This window comes from Microbacterium sp. Y356 (assembly GCF_059445355.1).
In genome coordinates this window covers 2,520,175-2,537,707 of the sequence record NZ_JCAIUE010000001.1, presented here as the reverse complement: position 1 = coordinate 2,537,707, position 17,533 = coordinate 2,520,175, and the positions used below count along the sequence as shown (strand labels likewise).

Below are 17,533 nucleotides of genomic sequence, written 5' to 3'. Positions count from 1 at the left end.
CCCCTCATTCGGTCAGTTCTGGCTGCTCAGCTCGTTGATCTCGGCGATGATGTCGTCTCCGCCACTGCTGCGCCACAGCGCGACCGCGTCCTTGAGACCGTCAAGGTCGATCTGACCGGCGATGTACTGGATGCGCGCATCCGAGACGATGACGTCCAGCTGGGCACCCTTGGACACGTAGGTCTCTGAGACGTAAGCCGCTGCCTCGTCGTACCTCGCATTCTCGGAGTCCGAGGCTTCGATCTCCTTGCGCTTGTCGTACATCTCCTGCTCGTACTCCGTCGCCTGCTTGGGGAGATAGCCCTGGAAGCCCGTGACGTTCATGCCCAGCTGGCTGTAGCTGAGCACGGCATCCTTCAGTTCCTGCGGGGCGTCGTCGATGGGAGCAGCGAGCTCGCCGTCCAGCGTGTAGGTCTCGCCCTCGATACCGTTGTTGAGGATGGGCCCCGCCTCGGTCGAGTTCAACTTGTCGAGGACTTCCAACACTGCGCGCAGCTCGGCTTCGGTGCGCACGTTCGTCTTCGGAATGGCCAGGAATCCGCTGTAGCCCGTGGTCGGGTGGGCGTTCAGCTCCCCCTCGGGTCCGGTGAGGTTTCCGGCGATGTCGACGTACTGGTCGAAGCCCTCAGGGTCGGATTCCTTGAACAGGTTCATCAGCACGCCTGCACGCGAGTGCACGTCGATGATGATGCCGCCCTTGCCATTGAGGAAGGGCTCGTTCCACGTCGCCGAGTCGAAAGTGGCGTAGTCGGGGTTCACGTAGCCGCCGTCGACGAGTTCCTTCTCGTACTCCACCGCGTCGAGCCACTCATCGGTCGTGAAGCTGGGCACCAGTTCGCCGTCGCGCTCGGTCCACCGATTGCCGGCGCCGAACCACGTCTCGATCACGTCATACGGGCTGTTGCTGCCGATCGCGCCCGGCCACTTGGGAATGATCAGTCCGTAGGTGTCGTCGACGCCGTTGCCGTCTGGATCCTGCTCGGTGAAGGCTTTGGCGACCTCATACAGGTCTTCCGTGGTTTTCGGCGTTTCGAGCCCGACGTTCGCCAGCCAGTCCTTGCGGATGATGACGGCGGCGCGCATCACGTCGCGGGCGCGGAAGATGCCGTACACCTTGCCGTTCACACTCGCGGCTTCCTGCACCTCGGGGAAGGTCGTCTTCAGGTTGGGGTAGTCGTCCAGGTATTCCGTGAGATCCCAGAAGGCGCCGGCCTCTGCGTTGCGGACGAACCCAGGGTCCTTGCCCTGGATGACCATGACCTGTGGGATGTCATCACCGGCGAGCGTGATGTTTGTCTTGTCCAGGTACGACGAGTTGGGCACCCAGTTGATGTCGAGCTCGACACCGGCGATGTCCTCGAGGGCGGCCTGGATCTCATTGCCCTCGGCCGGAGCGTTCGTGACCAGATACGGTGCCATGATCGACAGGCTCTTCAGTTCGGCGGTCTCACCTTCACCTCCGCCTGAGCCTCCTGCTGAGCATCCGGCGAGGACGACGGCACCGGCGGTGGCGAGTGCCAGACCGCTGAGCTTTCTGATGTGCTTCATGTGAACTCCTTCGTTCGTGCTGTTGCGAGATGCAGGGGTGAGGGTTGCAGGGGTGAGGTTGGTGGGATCGGGATGGTCAGCCAGCGGCGATGGGAACCGCGTCGGCGACAACAGCGGCGGCGAGCTGCCGGTCGTTCGCTGCGAAGAAGGCCAGGCACAGGGCTGTGTCGATCGTGAGCCACGTGCCGAGCGAGAGGAACGGGATGATGCCCGGAAGAATCAGGCTCGCGGTGACGACGACGACAGCAGCGAGAACCAGCAGCAGCACGTGGGCGAGGTTGCGCAGCATCCATCTGGACGCCGTCAGAACGTAGGCCCGTAGCGGCAGGTCGTAGTGGACGTAGAGCGGGACGACGACGGCCAGCAGCGCGAACGTGAGCACGAGTGCTGCCAGAGTGAGAATTCCGGATGCCTCGGCGAGCGTGCCTGCACCGGCGAAGCCGATCGTGTTCACCGTGAGGATGGCGCCGATGATCAGGATGGGCGCCAATACGGCGTTCGCTCGCCAGAACTCGCGACGCCATGCCTCGGCGAACGTGCGCACGGCTGGGAAAGCTTCACCGCGGAGCCGGCGGCGGGTGAGCTCGGCGGCTGCGACTGATGCCGGCGCCGCGCCGAGCACAATGCCGCCAGCGAGGGTGAAGACGTACCAGAGGACATTCACCGTCATGACCCAGAACAGCCAGTCGCAGGCTGCATGGGCGCGGATCGCCCACCCGCCTGACGCGGTTCTATTGCTCATGAGGATCTCCATCGATCGGCATTCCGCGCGTGTCAGCGATACGGTTTCGGGGCGGGAATGCGCTTTCCGTTCCCGATGCTAACCCACGAACCAGGACGCGTCAACCACAGCAGGAAAGCGCTATCCATGACACACTGCTGTCACAGCCGTTCGCATCCCACAGTGGTGCCCAGCGTTTGAGGAATCGAAGATGATCTATCACCTGGCCGGCGACTCGACCGTCGCTCCCATGAAGCCCGCAGAGAGTCCGATGTCGGGGTGGGGACACTTCCTTGAACGACATGTCGAACTCCCCGTCCGAAACCTCGCCTTCGGCGGCGCGACCACCGAATCCTTCCTCTCCTCCGGCAGCTGGGCGGAGCTTCTGTCTGAGGTCCGCACGGGCGACACCGTCGTGATCCAGTTCGGACACAACGACCAGAAGCAGCCAGAACTCGCCGCTCGCAGCGGCTACACCGATCGCCTGCGCCGCATGGTCGCCGATGTTCACGAGCAGGGCGCCCTCGCGGTGCTGTGCACGTCATGCGAACGTCGTTGGTTCGACGACGCCGGTCAGTTGACTCCGACGCACGGCGACTATCCGAACGCTGTGCGAGATCTCGCCCATGAGCTCGATTCCCCACTCATCGACCTCACGGCTTTCACCTCCTGGCTGTATGAAGATCTCGGCGAGGCCGAGTCCACACGCATGCTTTCGCACTTCGCTCCGGGAGAGGCAGCCGCGTGGCCCGACGGGCTGACCGACAACACGCACTTCCGCGTCGAAGGCGCCGATCGCATTGCGGCGTTCGTTGCCCGCTCGCTGCGTGCGATCGAACGACAGGGCGGCGACCAGCCCGCGAAAGGCTCGCAGATCGTCAGCTGACGCGATCGCGTCGAAGACCACTCCCCCGAAAGGACATCAATGACTTCCCGCTTTGAGATCGGTGACACCGATTTTCTTCTCGACGGCGCACCACTTCAGATCATTTCGGGGGCGATGCACTACCCGCGAATTCATCCGGGCCACTGGCGTGATCGCATCCGCAAGGCTCGCCTCATGGGGCTCAACACCATCGAGACCTACGTCGCCTGGAACGCGCATGAACCGGTCAGAGGGCAATGGGATGCCACAGGGCAGAACGACCTCGGCCTCTTTCTCGATCTGATCGCCGAAGAAGGCATGCACGCGATCGTGCGCCCAGGGCCGTACGTGTGCGCCGAGTGGCACAACGGCGGTCTGCCGACCTGGCTCACCGCCGACCCGGAGGTACGACTCCGCAGCTCTGACCCTCGCTACATCGAAGCCGTCACCGCCTACCTGGAAAAGATCAACGACATCATCGCTCCACGCCAGATCGACACCGGCGGCAGCGTCATCCTGGTGCAGATCGAGAACGAATACGGCGCCTACGGCTCAGACAAGGCCTACCTCGCAGAGCTCATCCGGCTCACGCGCGACGCGGGCATCACCGTGCCACTAACCCAGGTAGACCAGCCGATCCCGCACATGCTCGAGAACGGCGCGCACGAGGGGCTCCATAAATCCGGATCCTTCGGCTCTCGCATCCACGAACGCCTCGCCACTCTGCGCGAGCACCAGAGCACCGGCCCGCTGATGTGCATGGAGTTCTGGTGCGGTTGGTTCGACCACTGGGGCGAGAAGCACCACACCACGACATTCGCAGACAGCGCCGCCGATCTCGATCTGCTGCTGAGCGCTGGAGCATCCGTCAACATCTACATGGTTCACGGCGGCACGAACTTCGGTCTGACCGCCGGAGCGAACGATTCCGGACGCTATCTGCCGCTCGTGACGAGCTACGACTACGACGCGCCGATCAGCGAGTCGGGCGATCTCACCGAGAAGTTCCACGCGTTCCGCAATGTGATCGCAAAACATGCTGCGGTTCCTTCGGATCCGCTGCCCACGGCCATCGATGCACCGACGTTGACCGTCCCACTCGAGAGCGTCGGAAACCCGCTCCCATCAGCAGCCTTCGACCACGGCGAGTTCAGCACCCCGCCGTCGATGGATGATCTCGGCGCCGACGTCGTGCTCGTGGAGTACTCGACTCGCATCGCATCCGAGGAGACGACGGTGCTGGCGGCGGACGTTCGAGACGTCGCATGGGTGACTCTGGATGATCGCCCCGTCGGCATGCTTCAGCGGACAACCGGCGATCTTGCCCTTGCTCTTCCTCCCGGGGATCGCCTTCGCCTTCTGGTCGAAGAGACCGGACGTGTCAACTACGACACGAAGATCGGCGAGCACAAGGGAATCATCTCCGCGCCGACGCTCAACGGCATCCCGCTGGACGGCCCCTGGCAGGTGCGCAGCATCGACGTGCCCAGACTCGCCCATGCCGTCTTGAACGCTCCGGGCGATTCGAGCGATTCGGGTGCGATCACCAACGCCCATGCAGCCGGTCCGGTGGGCTTGCGCGCAGGATTCGACCTGGATGCGCCCGCGGATCTCTTCCTCGACACTGCAGGCTGGGGCAAGGGCTACGCCTGGATCAACGGCTTCTTCCTTGGTCGATACTGGCGTCGTGGACCCCAGCGCACTCTGTACGTGCCGGGGCCGGTGACGAAGCAGGGCCGCAACGAGATCGTCATCGTCGAGCTCGAGGCGATGACGGATGCGACGGCGCGCTTTCTCGCTCGCCCGAACCTCGGACACGAAGTCGAATGAGCGCGTCGGAGCGCGGCCCAGTCGGCCCTCTGACTGCCCGCCACCTGCCCTGGTCGGTGCCGGCACGTTCTGCCGGCATGCCGATAACGGAGGATGCCGGCCGCGGGATCACTGTCACGGATCGTGCGATTCTGCGCGAGGGAATCGGATGGATTCCGATCTCGGGGGAAGTGCACTACAGCCGTCTGCCCCGTGCCAGGTGGGCAGAGCGGCTGCGCCAGATGCGCGCGGCAGGCCTCACCGTGGCCTCGACATACGTGTTCTGGTTGCACCACGCCCCCTCTGCCGGCGCAGCCGATTTCGAGGGCGCCCTCGATGTCGGCGCGTTTGTCGACGAGTGCGAGACGGCCGGCCTCGAGGTCGTGTTGCGAATCGGCCCGTGGGCGCACGGCGAAGCGCGCAATGGCGGCTTCCCTGATTGGGTGCAGCAGCAGGATCTGGCCCACCGCAGCGACGATCCGCGTTACCTCGCACTCGTGCGGGAATGGTTCGGCCAGCTGGCCGAAGCGCTCGCTGGACGCGCCACCCCTGGCGGGGTTGTCATCGCCATCCAGTTGGAGAACGAACTCTACGATCGCCCAGAGCATCTTGTGACTCTCAAGCGGATGGCGCGCGAAGCGGGGATCACGGCTCCGCTGTGGACGGCCACCGCGTGGGGCGGTGCCGACCTGCCGCATGGCGAGGTCTTCCCGCTGTTCGGGGGCTATGCCGACGGCTTCTGGGTCGATCCTGATCAGCCGTGGGACCCCACCTTCCGTGCACATTTCCTGCCGTCCCACGATTGGGACGATCCGGGTGTCGGTGCGGACGTCCGCGCGATCCACAGCGACCCAGCCATCGCGGTCGAAGTCGTCCCCACAACAGATCTGCATGGCTTTCCCCCGGCGACCTGCGAACTCGGCGGCGGCATGGCCACCGCGTACCACCGCCGTCCGGTGCTTGACCCGAAGGACACCGCCGCGCTCGCGCACACCAAGATCGGCAACGGGTCGGCATGGCAGGGTTACTTCATGTATTCCGGAGGCCGCAACCCGGCGCCAGGGATGCAGGAGACGCAGTCGACCGGCTACCCCAACGACATGCCGGAACTCAGCTACGACTTCCACGCCCCGATCCGTCAATCCGGAGACCTGGGCGGTACGGCACCGCTGCTTCGTGCGCAGCATTCCTTCCTGAACGCATTCGGCGATCGGCTGGCCGATATGACATCCACTCTTCCGGAGACCCGTCCGAGCGGAGTTGATGACCGCGACACGCTGCGCTGGGCGCTGCGCAGCGACGGCGCCGAGGGGTTTGCCATCATCTCCCACCACCAGCCTTACGAGCGGCTTGAGTCCGTCAGCGACGTACAACTGCAGATCGAGATGGGTGCCGGCTCGATCACGGTGCCCTCTCGCCCCGTCGACATCCCATCCGGCACACTCGCGCGCTGGCCACTCGGCCTGCGCATCGGCGGTGCACACGTGCGCTGGGTGACGGCCTCGGCGCTCACCGTGCTGCCGGGTGCGACGCCGACACTCGTACTGGTGGCTGATGCCGGCATTCCCGTTGAGATCGCGATCGGCGACACGGCGCCGGTGACGATCCAACCGAGCACTTCGCCGATCCGGACCACCGGGGCAGACATCCTGGTGCTCCCGGACTCCGAGACGGCACGGATCTGGGTGCGCGAAGATGCGCGCGGCAATCGGCACCTTCTGCGCACGGATGCCGAACTCTCCTGGGACGAGCGGACCGTGTGGCTGCGCTCCGATGCCGGCTCCGCAAACCTCGATAAATACGATCCGCAGTCGCGCACATGGGTGCCGTGCGAGGTGGAGCCTCGCGGCGCCCAGGCTGCGCAGTCGAACGTGACAATCGTCCGGTCGCGGGCCGCGAGCGAGGTCCCCGACGACTATGGTTTCGGCGCAGGCCGTCATCGCGCACCGGAGGCCGCGATTGTGGATGCTTCGGCCGCCGTCTACGTCTTCGAGCTGCCAGAGTGGGCCGCCGATCCCGCGCATGATGCCGTGCTCGAGATCGACTGGGAGGGAGATGTCGGGCAACTGCGCGTGGACGATGTCACGGTCGATGACCGCTTCTGGGACGGCACCCGATGGCAGGTGTCACTCATCGACGTCGGCGTGACCGGGCACAGCGCTGTGACGTTGCGCGTCCTGCCACTCTCGTCCCACTCAACGGTCGCGCTCGCTCAGCAGGCGGCAGCGAGACTCCGTGCTGCCTCAGACGACGGACTCCGCGGTGCGCCCTCCGTCACCGTCCGCTCCCGCGGACTCTGGCGCGCGACCGACGCCTGAGTTCGAGGCGCTGCTGGGCGTCTGAGCCGCTTCAGGCGGCGAGGAACAGTTCGAGGAGCGCGAGAGCCTCGGACTGCTTCGTCGACTCATCCAGAAGCCACTGCGTCTGAAGACCATCGGATGCCGCGATGATGAGGGCTGCGACGGCGTCAGGGTCGACATCGGCGCGCATGCGCCCGGTTTGCTGCTGCCCGCGCACCTGCTCGGCGATCTCGGCGCGCAGGTGCGCGAAGCGCTGCGTCGCCCAGGCCGTTGCGTGCGCATGCCCTTCCTCGAGCGCGGATGACACGAGTGTCGAGTACAGCTGCACGAGCCCAGGGATCTCCCTGTTGCGCTCCGCCGATCGACTCATGCCCCCGACGGGTTCAGGCTCAGCGCCCGGGATCTCCGTCGAGGCGATCGTGCGCGACGACTCCCGATAGACCTCGATGAGAAGCTCTTCCAGCGACCCGAAGTAGTGCCTGAGTGCCGCGTGGGTCACTCCGACGGCTTCAGCGATGGCACGCAAACTGGTGCGATCGGCGCCGCGCTGTGCGAACACCTCGATCGCACGATCGAGGATCTCCTGACGCCTGGCCACACCCTTGGCATAGGCACCTCGGGAGGGTGCTCTCGGGGCATCAGCACCGGCATCGGGTGCCGGTATCCCGGCTTCGGCTGTCATGATCTTGATCCTACTCAGAAAAAACCTCCACACGGGGGTTTTCTCTGATACTGTCGCACCACACCATTGAAATCACCTCAACGAGGAGCATTCACACTTGTCCGTTCTCACTTCCATCCAGCTCTTCACCGTCAACCAAGACCTTGACGCAGACCTCGACAAGACGCTCGACGCCATCGCCGCGCGCGGCTTCACGACAGTCGAGCCCTACAACTTCGTGCGTCGCGCAGATTTGCTCGCCGCCGCGCTGTCATCTCGCGGACTCTCCTCTCCGACGGGGCACGCGTTCGTGGCATCCGCATCCTTCGTGAACCCCGATGGCAGCACGACGGACAGCGACGTCCCGACCCTCGACGAGACTTTCACCGCAGCGGAGAAGCTCGGGATGACAGTCGTCATCGAGCCGTACACCGACCCTGCCCGTTGGACCAGCGTCGAGCAGATCCAGGAGATCGCCTCGCTGCTCAACGTCGCCGCCGATGCGGCCGCAGCGCGCGGCATCCGCATCGGATATCACAACCACGCTCACGAGCTCGAGGCACGTTTCGGCGAAGAAACCGGTCTGGAGATCCTCGCAAATCACCTCGACCCGCGCGTCGTGCTCGAAGTCGACCTGTACTGGGCGGCACGCGCTGGTGTTGACGTCCTCGCGCTGCTGCGTACCCTCGGTGACCGCGTCGTCGCCGTGCATGTGAAGGACGGCACGCTCGACGCCGAGAAGGTGAACGCGTATCCGCCTGCAGATCAGGTTCCGGCAGGCGAAGGCGTCGTGCCGCTCGCGGAGGCGCTTGCCACTGCGAGCGCTCTCGAGTTCGCCGTCGTCGAGTTCGATCACTTCGATGGCGACCTATATGCGGCCATCGAGGCGAGCCGCGTGTTCCTCGATGAGACCGTCCCGGCTGAGAAGGTCACCCGCTGATGGCCGCCAGCGGACCCGTCGGCGTCGGCATCATCGGCGCAGGCAACATCAGCGATCAGTACCTGTCACACCTCACACAGTTCCCCGACGTCACCGTCCTCGCCGTCGGCGACCTCCTCGAGGACCGTGCTCGTGAGCAGGCAGCGAAGTATGGCGTCCCGAACGCCGGCGGCGTCGATGTCGTGCTGAACGACCCCGACATCGAGATCGTCATCAACCTCACCATCCCCGCCGTGCACGTCGCGGTATCGGAGAGCATCATCGCGGCAGGCAAGAACGTCTGGACCGAGAAGCCGATCGGCGTCGACCGCGCATCCTCGCGCGGACTGCTCGAGAAGGCGGGAGCGGGCGGCCTGCGCGTCGGCGTCGCACCCGACACCGTGCTCGGCCCCGGCGTACAGACCGCGAAGCGGGCGATCGCCCGCGGTGACATCGGGCGTCCGCTCTTCGCGCAGACGACGTTCCAGTGGCAGGGGCCGGAGATCTTCCACCCGAACCCTGGCTTCCTCTACGCCGTGGGCGGCGGGCCGCTGCTCGACATGGGGCCGTACTATGTCTCCACGCTCGTGCACATCTTTGGCCCGGTCGCGGCTGTCGCAGCTCTCGGGCTCAAAGGATCCGAGCACCGCACGGTGCAGGTCGGTCCGCTCGCAGGCGAAACCTTCCCTGTCGAGGTGCCCTCGACCGTCTCCGTGCTCATGCAGTTCGAGAACGGCGGCCAGGGCCAGAGCCTGTACAGCACCGACTCGGCGCTGCGCCGCCAGGGTCTCGTCGAGATCCACGGCACGGAGGGTTCGCTGATCATCCCCGACCCGAACACGTTCGGCGGAGAGCTCACCATCGTGCGCCCGGCTCCGGATGCCGGATCCGATCCGATCCGCATCGACCTGCCGCAGGAGGGCATCCTGACCGGCCGCGGTCTCGGCGTGCTCGACATGGCCCGCTCGATCCGTGCCGGCCGTCCGCACGTCGCCACCGGCGAGCTCGGCTACCACGTGCTCGACACCCTCCTCACGATCGAGGAGGCCGCCACGGCCGACAGCAGCGCCTTCGTTCCGATCGAGAGCACTCTCGACCCGGTAGGTGCGCTGGGTGCGGACTTCGACCCGCTGGCCAGAACCCTCTGAGTCAGAGTTCGGGAGAAACGGCGGCAGAGGGCGGGAGCTTTCCTGGGTAGGACACGTCCGGACGCAGAGACTGGAGCTGTTCGATCTCGGCACGCGTGAGCTCACCGCGGCTGGCGCGTTGCGCGATGCCCATCGTTTGGACATCGCCAGCCACGTCGTAGTGGACTCGGTCGCCGTACTGTTGCATGATCACCCACGCGTAGACCGCACGTTGCTCTGCGCTTTGCCTGGAGTACTGCTTCACCAGCCAGATCAGTACACCGAAGAAGAGGAGGCTGGTCAGTCCGACCATGAAGGACTGACCAGCCGAGTCTTCGCCCGGCGAGATCGCGATGACAACCGCCAGAAACGCGAACAGAACGGCCAGCACCGCAGACCCCGCGATCTGGGTCGCCCAGTAGCCTTTGCCCTGATATGCCTTGCTGTCAGTCACCGACACAGCTTAAGCAGGTGAGTTGCGTGCGAGCGCGCTGCCGGCTGCATGGAGCCAGCGACGCGGGTCGGCGATAGCTGCTTCCCCTGAACCGGCGAGATCTGTGAGAGACACGGATGCGCTGAATAGTGATGTATCGGCGTCCGAGGTGATCCGCCCGGCGACCAGTACCGCACGCACCCCCGCCTCCGCCGCGACCCCCGCTACGAACGAGGGCACCTTGCCGTCGCCGGACTGACCGTCGTAGGAGCCCTCTCCGGTCACGACGATGTCGGCGTCGGCGATCGCTTCGTCGAGTTCGATCAGCCGCGCGACTTCACCGGCACCCGGAGCGAGCTCGGCGCCCCAGCGCGCCAGTGCTGCGCCAGCCCCGCCGGCTGCACCAGAACCAGGCAACTGCGGGTCAAAGCCGAGCAGATCGGCGAGGCGCACCAGTGCGGCGTCGACGCGCACGATGTCGACGGCATCCGTCAGCCCCTTCTGCGGTCCGAACACGGCCGCAGCACCGTGCGACCCCACCAGCGGATTCGTGACATCCGAGAGAACGAGCACCTCCGGCGCAGAGCGAAGGCCTTCGAGATCAACCACCGCAAGATCCAGCAGTCCGCGGGCACCGGGCGCGATCGGTAGCCCGTCGACATCGGTGAATCGCGCTCCGAGCGCGGTCAGCAGCCCGGTCCCCCCATCCGTCGAGGCGCTCGATCCGATACCGAGCACGAGGCGAGAGACGCCATGATCGAGCGCGGCGACGATCGCCTGACCGAATCCGGTCGTGTCAGCGTCGAAGGGGCGCAGGTCGTCGACCAACTCGATGCCAGACGTTGATGCCAGATCGATCACACCTGTGCCGCCGGGCGTGGCATCCGTCGGCGGGAGGAGCAGCCATTCGGCATCCACCGGCACTCCCGCAGGTCCGTCCACGCGCACCGGCACTCGAACGGCACCAGGCACGGCCGCGTCGAACGCGGCCACCGTGCCCTCGCCACCGTCGGCCATGGGGCGCATCACGAACTCAGCCGTCCGATCGACGGCGGCCCACCCATCGGCGAGCGCCTGTGCGGCATCAGCCGCAGTGATGGACCCCTTGAAGCTGTCCGGTGCGAGTACGACCTTAGTCATCTATGTCTCCCCCTGTGAGCGTGTCGTCGGTCAAGACAGCGGGGGCGTACTGGATCGCAGGAGAACTTCGAGGCGGAGCGCATCGTCGTCCTGCACCCACTCCGGATCAGTCGCCGCGCGGAAGGTCTCGTATCCGACGTCTTCCAACGGCACATGCACGGTCGTGAGGGCCGGGGTTACGTCGCGTCCGGTGGGAATGTCGTCGAACCCGCACAGAGCGATGTCGGCGCCAACCTCGCGCCCGGCCGCACGGATCGCTGACAGAGCACCGATAGCGACCACGTCGCTGATACCGAACACGAGCGTTCCTGGGTCGATGCCGCCCTCAAGTGCCTGCGCCATGACGTCGGTGCCCGAATCACGCGTGAAGGCACCACGGTAGACGCGCGGTTGCGCTCCGCCTGCAGCGGTGAATCCCTCTTCGAATCCGGCCAGCCGTGCATCGCTGGTCACCACGCCCTCGGCGGCTGCAAGCACGATTGCCTGACGATATCCTCGCTCGGCGAGTGCGGCGCCCAGGGCTTTGGCTCCCCCTCGGTTGTCGATCCCGACGGCGCGCACGGTGTCGGATCCGACACCAAGAGCCACGACCCGCCCACCGGACGCCGTCACCGCGTCGAGCTCTTTGGCCAGCTCTGGGGCGATCTCGGGAGAGGGACGGGATGCCGCAAGAATCACGCCGCGCGGCCGCTGACCACGCAGGGCCCGCACGAGGCGCACCTCGCGCTCTGGGTCGCGTTCGGTGATCGCGATCGTGACGACCAGTCCCGACTCATCGGCTCCTCGGGCGACGCCGGATGCCAGTTCGCCGAAGTACGGGTCGGCAATGTCAGCCACGAGCAGTGCAATGATGGCCGACGTGCCACGGGCCGTCGCCTGCGCAGAGAGGTTCGCGGTGTATCCGAGCCTTTCAGCGGCCGCCTCAACCCGCTCCCGATAGGAGTCAGCGACCTTGCGCGTCGAGCCGTTCAGCGCCCTCGATGCGGTGGCCAAAGAGACGCCGGCTTCTCGTGCCACGTCGTGCAGCGTGGCTGAGCCGGAGTGCGCGGGAGCAGGAACGTCAGTCACAATCGTGATTCTAGGCGGTGAGGTGCGGCGAAATGGCGGAACCGAACCCCGCAGCGGTTCGGCGAACGACTTCGAGCGGGTCTGTCGCCCAGACTTTCTCGTTGAAAATCTCCACTTCGATGTCACGGTCGTACCCGCTATCCAGTACCGCTCGGGTCATCGGCCCGAAGTCGATGACGCCTTCACCCGGGTAGTGGCGGCCGAGGAGCACATCCAGCGGAAGCGGTGTCTTCCAGTCACAGACCTGGTACGTCGCGATGCGTCTCTCACGACCAGCACGCTGGATGCTCGAGATCACCTCCGGATCCCACCAGATGTGGAAGGTGTCCACCGTGACGCCAACGACGGCCGGGTCGAAGTCTGCCGCGATGTCCAACGCCTGCCCGAGAGTGGCCACCACACAACGATCGGACGCGTACATCGGATGCAGCGGCTCGATCGCGAGGGTCACACCTGCGGCGGCAGCGTCAGGGGTGAGTTCCCCGATGGCGTCGCGGACTCGCTCACGAGCACCAACCAGATCGCGCGAGCCCTCTGGCAGGCCGCCGGCGACGAGCACGAGGGTGGCAGTGGATCCTTCAGCGCCGGCCGCCGCGAGGACGGCAGCCTCTTCGATCGCGACCCGGTTGTCATCGATCGACGCTCGACGTGCTGGCCCCTCGGGGATCGTGAAGAAGCCGCCGCGGCAGTGCGTGGTGAACCGCAGCCCCGAGTCGGCGAGCATGGCCGCCGCCTCCGTCAAGCCGACCGCCTGTACCGGCTCACGCCACAACCCGATCGCTTGGACTCCGGCCTCGACCGTGACCCGAAGCGCTGTGGCCAGGTCGGCGTACTTGATGGTGGCCTGGTTGATGGACAGGCGCGGGTCTGGAACGTTCATGCGTGCACTCCGTTCAAGCGCAGCATCGCGTGCCAGCGTGTGTGGGCGAGTTCAGGGTCTTCCAGTGCGAGCGATGCGTTCGCAAGCTCGACGATGCGGCTGAGGTGCGGGAGGCTTCGTGCCGAGTGGAGCCCTCCGATCATCTGAAAAGCTGGCTGATGACCATTCAGCCAGGACAGGAACGCCACACCCGTCTTGTAGTAGAAGGTCGGCGCGGCGAACACCTGTCTGCTGAGTTCCTCAGTGGGCCCGAGAATGCGCAGGTACGCCTCTGGATCTCCCGCATCCAGCGCCTGAATCGCCACCGAGGCGACCGGCGTGATTGCGGCGAACGCGCCGAGGAGCGCGTCAGAGTGACTGCTGCCTCGACCGACAGTGTCTCCGCCGATGAGGTCGACGTAGTTGAAGTCGTCGCCGGTGAACATGCGCACGTGCTCAGGCAAGCGCGAGCGCACCGAGATCTCGGACTCGGCGTTGAGCAGACTCATCTTGACCCCGGCGATCTTTCCCGGGTTCTCCTCGATGATGTCCAACAAGACCGCGGATGCGCTCTGCCAGTCCTCCGCACCGAAATAGCCACGGAGCTCTGGGTCAAAAGCGGTACCGAGCCAATGCAGCACCACGGGCACGGTCGCCGACTGCAGCACCTCGCGGTACACGCGGCGGTAGTCCGCGGCATCGGTCGCCACACGAGCGAGGTGGCGCGAAGCCATCAGAACTGGGGCTGCGCCCTGTTCCTCAGTGAAGTGCAACTGTTCCTTGTAGGCGTCGATCACGGCGCTAAGCGAGATGTGCGATTCGGCGACGTGATCGGTGTTGACACCGACGACGACCGAACCGCCCTCCTCACGGGCTACTTCGGCGCTGCGGGCGATGAGTTCGCGTGTGGCTGCCGCGTCCAGTCCCATGTTGCGCTGCGCGGTGTCCATCGCATCGGCAACCCCGAGGCCCCACGAGTAAACGTTGCGACGGAATGCGAGGGTTGCATCCCAGTCGATGTCTGCTGGCTGCCCAGGAGTGTTGTCAGCATGAACCTTGGGGACAACGTGCGCGGCGGCAAAGGCCACGCGGCTGCGCAGCGGCGCGATCGGGCGGGTGTACGCGCCCGTGTCGTTCAGCGTGGCATCCGACAGCAGACCATCAGCGGAGAGAAGGCGAAGCATTGTCATGGGTCAGTCCAGCGTCAGAGCTTCGAGAACGACCTTGCGACCCTCGGCGCTGGAGGTGAGGCCCGCCTCGGCGAACTGCACGCCCTTGGCCCCCGCAAGAAGGTCGAATGGGTAGTCGGTGCCGAGCACGAAGGACTCCAGATACTCCTCCCACTGCTGGCGAAAACCGTTCAGGAAGATCTCGTTGGTGGGAACCTGCTGCCAGTCAGCGTCGTAGTCGTGAGTGTCCTCAAGGTCAGGGTTCCAGACCGGCTTGGGCGTGGCGTTACGCGGCTGGATCTTCGCACCGAAGAGTCCGACCACTGCGGATCCGTGCGTACCGTCGACCTGGAACTCAACGAGCTCGTCGCGGTTCACGCGCACCGTCCAGCTGGAGTTGATTTCGGCGATGACGCCGCCTTCGAGCTCGAAGATGCCGTAGGCGGCATCCTCGGCGGTAGCGGTGTACTTCTCACCGTTCTCGTCCCAGCGCTCGGAGATGTGGACCGCGGCCTGCGCGTAGACGCTCTTGACCTCACCGAACAGGTTCTGCAGCACGTAGTTCCAGTGCGGGAACATGTCGGTGATGATGCCGCCGCCATCCTCGGTGCGGTAGTTCCAGCTCGGGCGCTGCGCTGGCTGCCAGTCGCCCTCGAACACCCAGTATCCGAACTCACCGCGGACCGACAGGATGCGACCGAAGAAGCCCGAGTCGATGAGTCGCTTGAGTTTCTGCAGGCCTGGCAGGTAGAGCTTGTCGTGCACCACACCGGTCTTCACGCCGGCATCCTTCGCCAGCCGCGCGAGTTCGAGCGCCTCTTCGAGAGTCTCCGCAGTGGGCTTCTCGGTGTAGATCGCCTTGCCCGCCGCGATCGCCCTGCGGATGGCGGATGCTCTGGCCTTCGTCACCAGGAAGTCGGCGTAGATCTCCCACCGCGGATCAGCGAGTGCCGCGTCCAGATCGGTCGTGTAGTCCTCGATGCCGTGCAGAGCCGCAAGTTCAGCGAGCTTGGTCTCGTTGCGACCGACAAGAATCGGCTTCACCGTCACCTTCGTGCCGTCGGAAAGCTCGATGCCCCCCTGATCCCGGATTGCGAGGATCGACCGCACCAGGTGCTGCCGGTAGCCCATTCGCCCGGAGACGCCATTCATGATGATGCCGATCTCGCGCACCTGGGGGCGAGTGGATGCCGCGGGGGCGGTAGCGAGCGTGGTCGTCTCTGACACTTTCGTTCCTTTTCTCCGGCCCACCACAACTCGGTAAGCGCTTTCCAATTGATTTATCATGACACCGGAACGCGCTTTCCGCAAGCCGCCCCGCACGCTGTTGCTCAGGCCAACCGCAGCGCCACCCAAGAGACCGCCGGCAGGCTCAGTAAGAGCTCGACGCCGGAGGTTGTTGCATCAGCGGGGCGCACGCCCACGCGCTCGGGGTCCTGGAGCGTATTGGCTGCGTAGATGTCGTCATCGTGCAGCAGGTGCGACTCGATGATGGTGAGCTCACGGCCGAAAGCCGCCCCGACCTGCGTCAGATCGAGGCGCAGCTGCGCGGCATCCGTCGTCGAACGGTTCACCACGAACACTGAGGCGCCATCGTCGTCGATCGTCGCAACCGCGTTCACGGCGGCCACCTCGCCGAACCGCTCGCTCGTGAAGGTGCCGCCTGTCACAGGCACACGCACCGCGCGCTCGCCCGCCAGGCGGGAGGTGATCGAGAACGGGAAGAAGGTCGTCTGCCGCCATGCCGGCCCGCCGGGCTCTGTCATGATCGGTGCGATCACGTTGACCAGCTGCGCGAGCGACGCCGAACGAACGCGGTCAGAATGCTGCAGCAGAGTGATGAGCAGGTCTCCGAAGACCACGGCATCGAGGGCGTGGTACTGATCCTCGAGCAGCCTTGGAGCGACCGGCCAGCCCTTGTCCTTCAGCTCCTCCCCCGACTGCGTTCCGTCCTCCCGGTGGAGATACCAGACGTTCCACTCATCAAACGAGATCATGATGCGCTTATCGCTCTTCCGCGTCACCGCGACCGAGTCGGCGATCGCCACGACCGAATCGATGAACTTCGCCATGTCTACGCCGGATGCCAGGAACTCCTGCGCATCTCCGCCGTGCTCCTGATAGTAGGAATGACACGAGATGAAGTCGACGTCGTCGAACGTGTGCTCGAGCACGGTGCGCTCCCACGAACCGAACGTCGGCATGCCTCGCGAGGATGAGCCGCACACGACGAGTTCGATACCGGGATCGAGCATCCGCATCGCCTTCGCCGTACGCGAGGCGAGCTTGCCGTAATCGTCGGCGTTGCGGTGCCCCACCTGCCATGGGCCGTCCATCTCGTTACCCAAGCACCACATCTTCACACCGAACGACTGCTGCTGCCCGTTCGCGGCGCGCTGGCGCGTCCAGTCAGTGTCTGCAGAACTGTTGGCGTACTCGAGCAGATCGAGCGCCTCCTGGGTCCCGCGTGTGCCGAGGTTGACCGCGAGCATGAGGTCGCTGTCGACCCTGTCGAGCCAGCGCTGGAACTCGTGCAGCCCGACCTCGTTGGTCTCAGTGGAGTGCCAGGCCAGGTCGAGGCGTCGGGGCCTCTCCTCTACGGGGCCGACGCCGTCTTCCCACCGGTAACCGGAGACGAAGTTGCCGCCGGGATAGCGGATCGTCGAGACCCCGAGCTCAGTCACGAGATCGATCACATCGGTGCGGAAGCCGTCAGCGTCGGCACTCTCGTGCGTCGGCTCATGGATGCCGTCGTAGATGTGACGTCCGAGGTGCTCGACGAAGCCGCCGAACACACGTCGGTCGATGTCGCCGATCTCGTAGTGGGGGTCAAGGCGGCCGAAAGCGTCAGTCATCTGGCATCCGTTCTGAGAGAGGAAGCCGGTGGTCTTACCGGCTCAAAGGACCGCGGTCA

Annotated in this window: 15 protein-coding genes; 5 read left to right on the top strand and 10 right to left on the bottom strand. The window is 65.4% G+C overall.

All coding sequences use genetic code 11. The features are described from left to right. Nucleotides 1-12: 12 nt before the first annotated feature. Entirely contained in the window at nucleotides 13-1,548 is a 1,536-nt protein-coding gene (locus AC1C2Q_RS12175; protein WP_495450325.1) for an extracellular solute-binding protein, read from the bottom strand. A 76-nt stretch (nucleotides 1,549-1,624) separates the two neighbouring features. Continuing rightward, nucleotides 1,625-2,290, bottom strand: coding sequence for a YesL family protein (locus tag AC1C2Q_RS12170; RefSeq protein ID WP_495431356.1), 666 nt, complete (start codon nucleotides 2,288-2,290; stop codon nucleotides 1,625-1,627). Nucleotides 2,291-2,480: 190 nt separating this feature from the next. Here AC1C2Q_RS12170 and AC1C2Q_RS12165 point away from each other — a divergent pair, with 190 nt between their 5' ends. From AC1C2Q_RS12165 to AC1C2Q_RS12155, 3 genes are read left to right on the top strand one after another with little or no spacing between them, the layout of a single operon-like run. Then, the gene (locus AC1C2Q_RS12165; RefSeq protein ID WP_495450324.1) at nucleotides 2,481-3,155 is read left to right on the top strand and encodes a rhamnogalacturonan acetylesterase; all 675 of its coding nucleotides are present in this window, start codon (nucleotides 2,481-2,483) and stop codon (nucleotides 3,153-3,155) included. 39 nt (nucleotides 3,156-3,194) lie between these two features. Continuing rightward, the gene (locus tag AC1C2Q_RS12160; protein WP_495450323.1) at nucleotides 3,195-4,964 is read left to right on the top strand and encodes a glycoside hydrolase family 35 protein; all 1,770 of its coding nucleotides are present in this window, start codon (nucleotides 3,195-3,197) and stop codon (nucleotides 4,962-4,964) included. After that, on the top strand, nucleotides 4,961-7,261 hold the full coding sequence (locus AC1C2Q_RS12155) for a beta-galactosidase (RefSeq protein WP_495450322.1): 2,301 nt from the start codon (nucleotides 4,961-4,963) through the stop codon (nucleotides 7,259-7,261). Before AC1C2Q_RS12160 ends, AC1C2Q_RS12155 begins: the two co-directional genes overlap by 4 nt. A 31-nt stretch (nucleotides 7,262-7,292) precedes the next feature. Here AC1C2Q_RS12155 and AC1C2Q_RS12150 read toward each other — a convergent pair whose 3' ends face one another. Then, on the bottom strand, nucleotides 7,293-7,925 hold the full coding sequence (locus AC1C2Q_RS12150) for a TetR/AcrR family transcriptional regulator (RefSeq protein WP_495450321.1): 633 nt from the start codon (nucleotides 7,923-7,925) through the stop codon (nucleotides 7,293-7,295). Between the two features lie 97 nt (nucleotides 7,926-8,022). On the opposite strand from AC1C2Q_RS12150, the gene AC1C2Q_RS12145 reads away from it, so the two are divergent. Both AC1C2Q_RS12145 and AC1C2Q_RS12140 read left to right on the top strand, forming a co-directional pair. Beyond that, nucleotides 8,023-8,844 (top strand): sugar phosphate isomerase/epimerase family protein, encoded by an 822-nt coding sequence (locus tag AC1C2Q_RS12145; RefSeq protein ID WP_495431351.1) that lies wholly within the window; start codon nucleotides 8,023-8,025, stop codon nucleotides 8,842-8,844. Then, nucleotides 8,844-9,971 (top strand): Gfo/Idh/MocA family protein, encoded by a 1,128-nt coding sequence (locus AC1C2Q_RS12140; protein WP_495431350.1) that lies wholly within the window; start codon nucleotides 8,844-8,846, stop codon nucleotides 9,969-9,971. Before AC1C2Q_RS12145 ends, AC1C2Q_RS12140 begins: the two co-directional genes overlap by 1 nt. A 1-nt stretch (nucleotide 9,972) precedes the next feature. On the opposite strand, the gene AC1C2Q_RS12135 is transcribed toward AC1C2Q_RS12140, so the two are convergent. From AC1C2Q_RS12135 to arfA, 7 genes are all read right to left on the bottom strand, one after another. After that, nucleotides 9,973-10,404 carry a hypothetical protein gene (locus AC1C2Q_RS12135; protein ID WP_495450320.1) on the bottom strand — a complete coding sequence of 144 codons (432 nt, stop codon included), beginning with the start codon at nucleotides 10,402-10,404 and terminating at the stop codon, nucleotides 9,973-9,975. Between the two features lie 9 nt (nucleotides 10,405-10,413). Then, entirely contained in the window at nucleotides 10,414-11,523 is a 1,110-nt protein-coding gene (locus AC1C2Q_RS12130) for a glycerate kinase (RefSeq protein WP_495450319.1), read from the bottom strand. A gap of 30 nt (nucleotides 11,524-11,553) precedes the next feature. Beyond that, nucleotides 11,554-12,591 carry a LacI family DNA-binding transcriptional regulator gene (locus AC1C2Q_RS12125; protein WP_495450318.1) on the bottom strand — a complete coding sequence of 346 codons (1,038 nt, stop codon included), beginning with the start codon at nucleotides 12,589-12,591 and terminating at the stop codon, nucleotides 11,554-11,556. A 10-nt stretch (nucleotides 12,592-12,601) separates the two neighbouring features. Next, on the bottom strand, nucleotides 12,602-13,471 hold the full coding sequence (locus AC1C2Q_RS12120; RefSeq protein WP_495450317.1) for a sugar phosphate isomerase/epimerase family protein: 870 nt from the start codon (nucleotides 13,469-13,471) through the stop codon (nucleotides 12,602-12,604). Next, nucleotides 13,468-14,640 carry a dihydrodipicolinate synthase family protein gene (locus tag AC1C2Q_RS12115; RefSeq protein ID WP_495450316.1) on the bottom strand — a complete coding sequence of 391 codons (1,173 nt, stop codon included), beginning with the start codon at nucleotides 14,638-14,640 and terminating at the stop codon, nucleotides 13,468-13,470. The genes AC1C2Q_RS12120 and AC1C2Q_RS12115 overlap by 4 nt, the downstream gene beginning before the upstream one ends. Before the next feature lie 3 nt (nucleotides 14,641-14,643). Further along, entirely contained in the window at nucleotides 14,644-15,771 is a 1,128-nt protein-coding gene (locus tag AC1C2Q_RS12110) for a Gfo/Idh/MocA family protein (RefSeq protein ID WP_495450583.1), read from the bottom strand. A 179-nt stretch (nucleotides 15,772-15,950) separates the two neighbouring features. Further along, nucleotides 15,951-17,474 (bottom strand): arabinosylfuranosidase ArfA, encoded by a 1,524-nt coding sequence (gene arfA, locus AC1C2Q_RS12105; RefSeq protein ID WP_495450315.1) that lies wholly within the window; start codon nucleotides 17,472-17,474, stop codon nucleotides 15,951-15,953. Between the last annotated feature and the right edge of the window lie 59 nt (nucleotides 17,475-17,533).

Bases quoted from the DNA above. Each gene is read 5' to 3' on its own strand.
- AC1C2Q_RS12175 (WP_495450325.1), bottom strand. From the start codon at position 1,548: ATGAAGCACATCAGAAAGCTCAGCGGTCTGGCACTCGCCACCGCCGGT.
- AC1C2Q_RS12170 (WP_495431356.1), bottom strand. From the start codon at position 2,290: ATGAGCAATAGAACCGCGTCAGGCGGGTGGGCGATCCGCGCCCATGCA.
- AC1C2Q_RS12165 (WP_495450324.1), top strand. From the start codon at position 2,481: ATGATCTATCACCTGGCCGGCGACTCGACCGTCGCTCCCATGAAGCCC.
- AC1C2Q_RS12160 (WP_495450323.1), top strand. From the start codon at position 3,195: ATGACTTCCCGCTTTGAGATCGGTGACACCGATTTTCTTCTCGACGGC.
- AC1C2Q_RS12155 (WP_495450322.1), top strand. From the start codon at position 4,961: ATGAGCGCGTCGGAGCGCGGCCCAGTCGGCCCTCTGACTGCCCGCCAC.
- AC1C2Q_RS12150 (WP_495450321.1), bottom strand. From the start codon at position 7,925: ATGACAGCCGAAGCCGGGATACCGGCACCCGATGCCGGTGCTGATGCC.
- AC1C2Q_RS12140 (WP_495431350.1), top strand. From the start codon at position 8,844: ATGGCCGCCAGCGGACCCGTCGGCGTCGGCATCATCGGCGCAGGCAAC.
- AC1C2Q_RS12130 (WP_495450319.1), bottom strand. From the start codon at position 11,523: ATGACTAAGGTCGTACTCGCACCGGACAGCTTCAAGGGGTCCATCACT.
- AC1C2Q_RS12120 (WP_495450317.1), bottom strand. From the start codon at position 13,471: ATGAACGTTCCAGACCCGCGCCTGTCCATCAACCAGGCCACCATCAAG.
- AC1C2Q_RS12115 (WP_495450316.1), bottom strand. From the start codon at position 14,640: ATGACAATGCTTCGCCTTCTCTCCGCTGATGGTCTGCTGTCGGATGCC.
- AC1C2Q_RS12110 (WP_495450583.1), bottom strand. From the start codon at position 15,771: ATGAATGGCGTCTCCGGGCGAATGGGCTACCGGCAGCACCTGGTGCGG.
- arfA (WP_495450315.1), bottom strand. From the start codon at position 17,474: ATGACTGACGCTTTCGGCCGCCTTGACCCCCACTACGAGATCGGCGAC.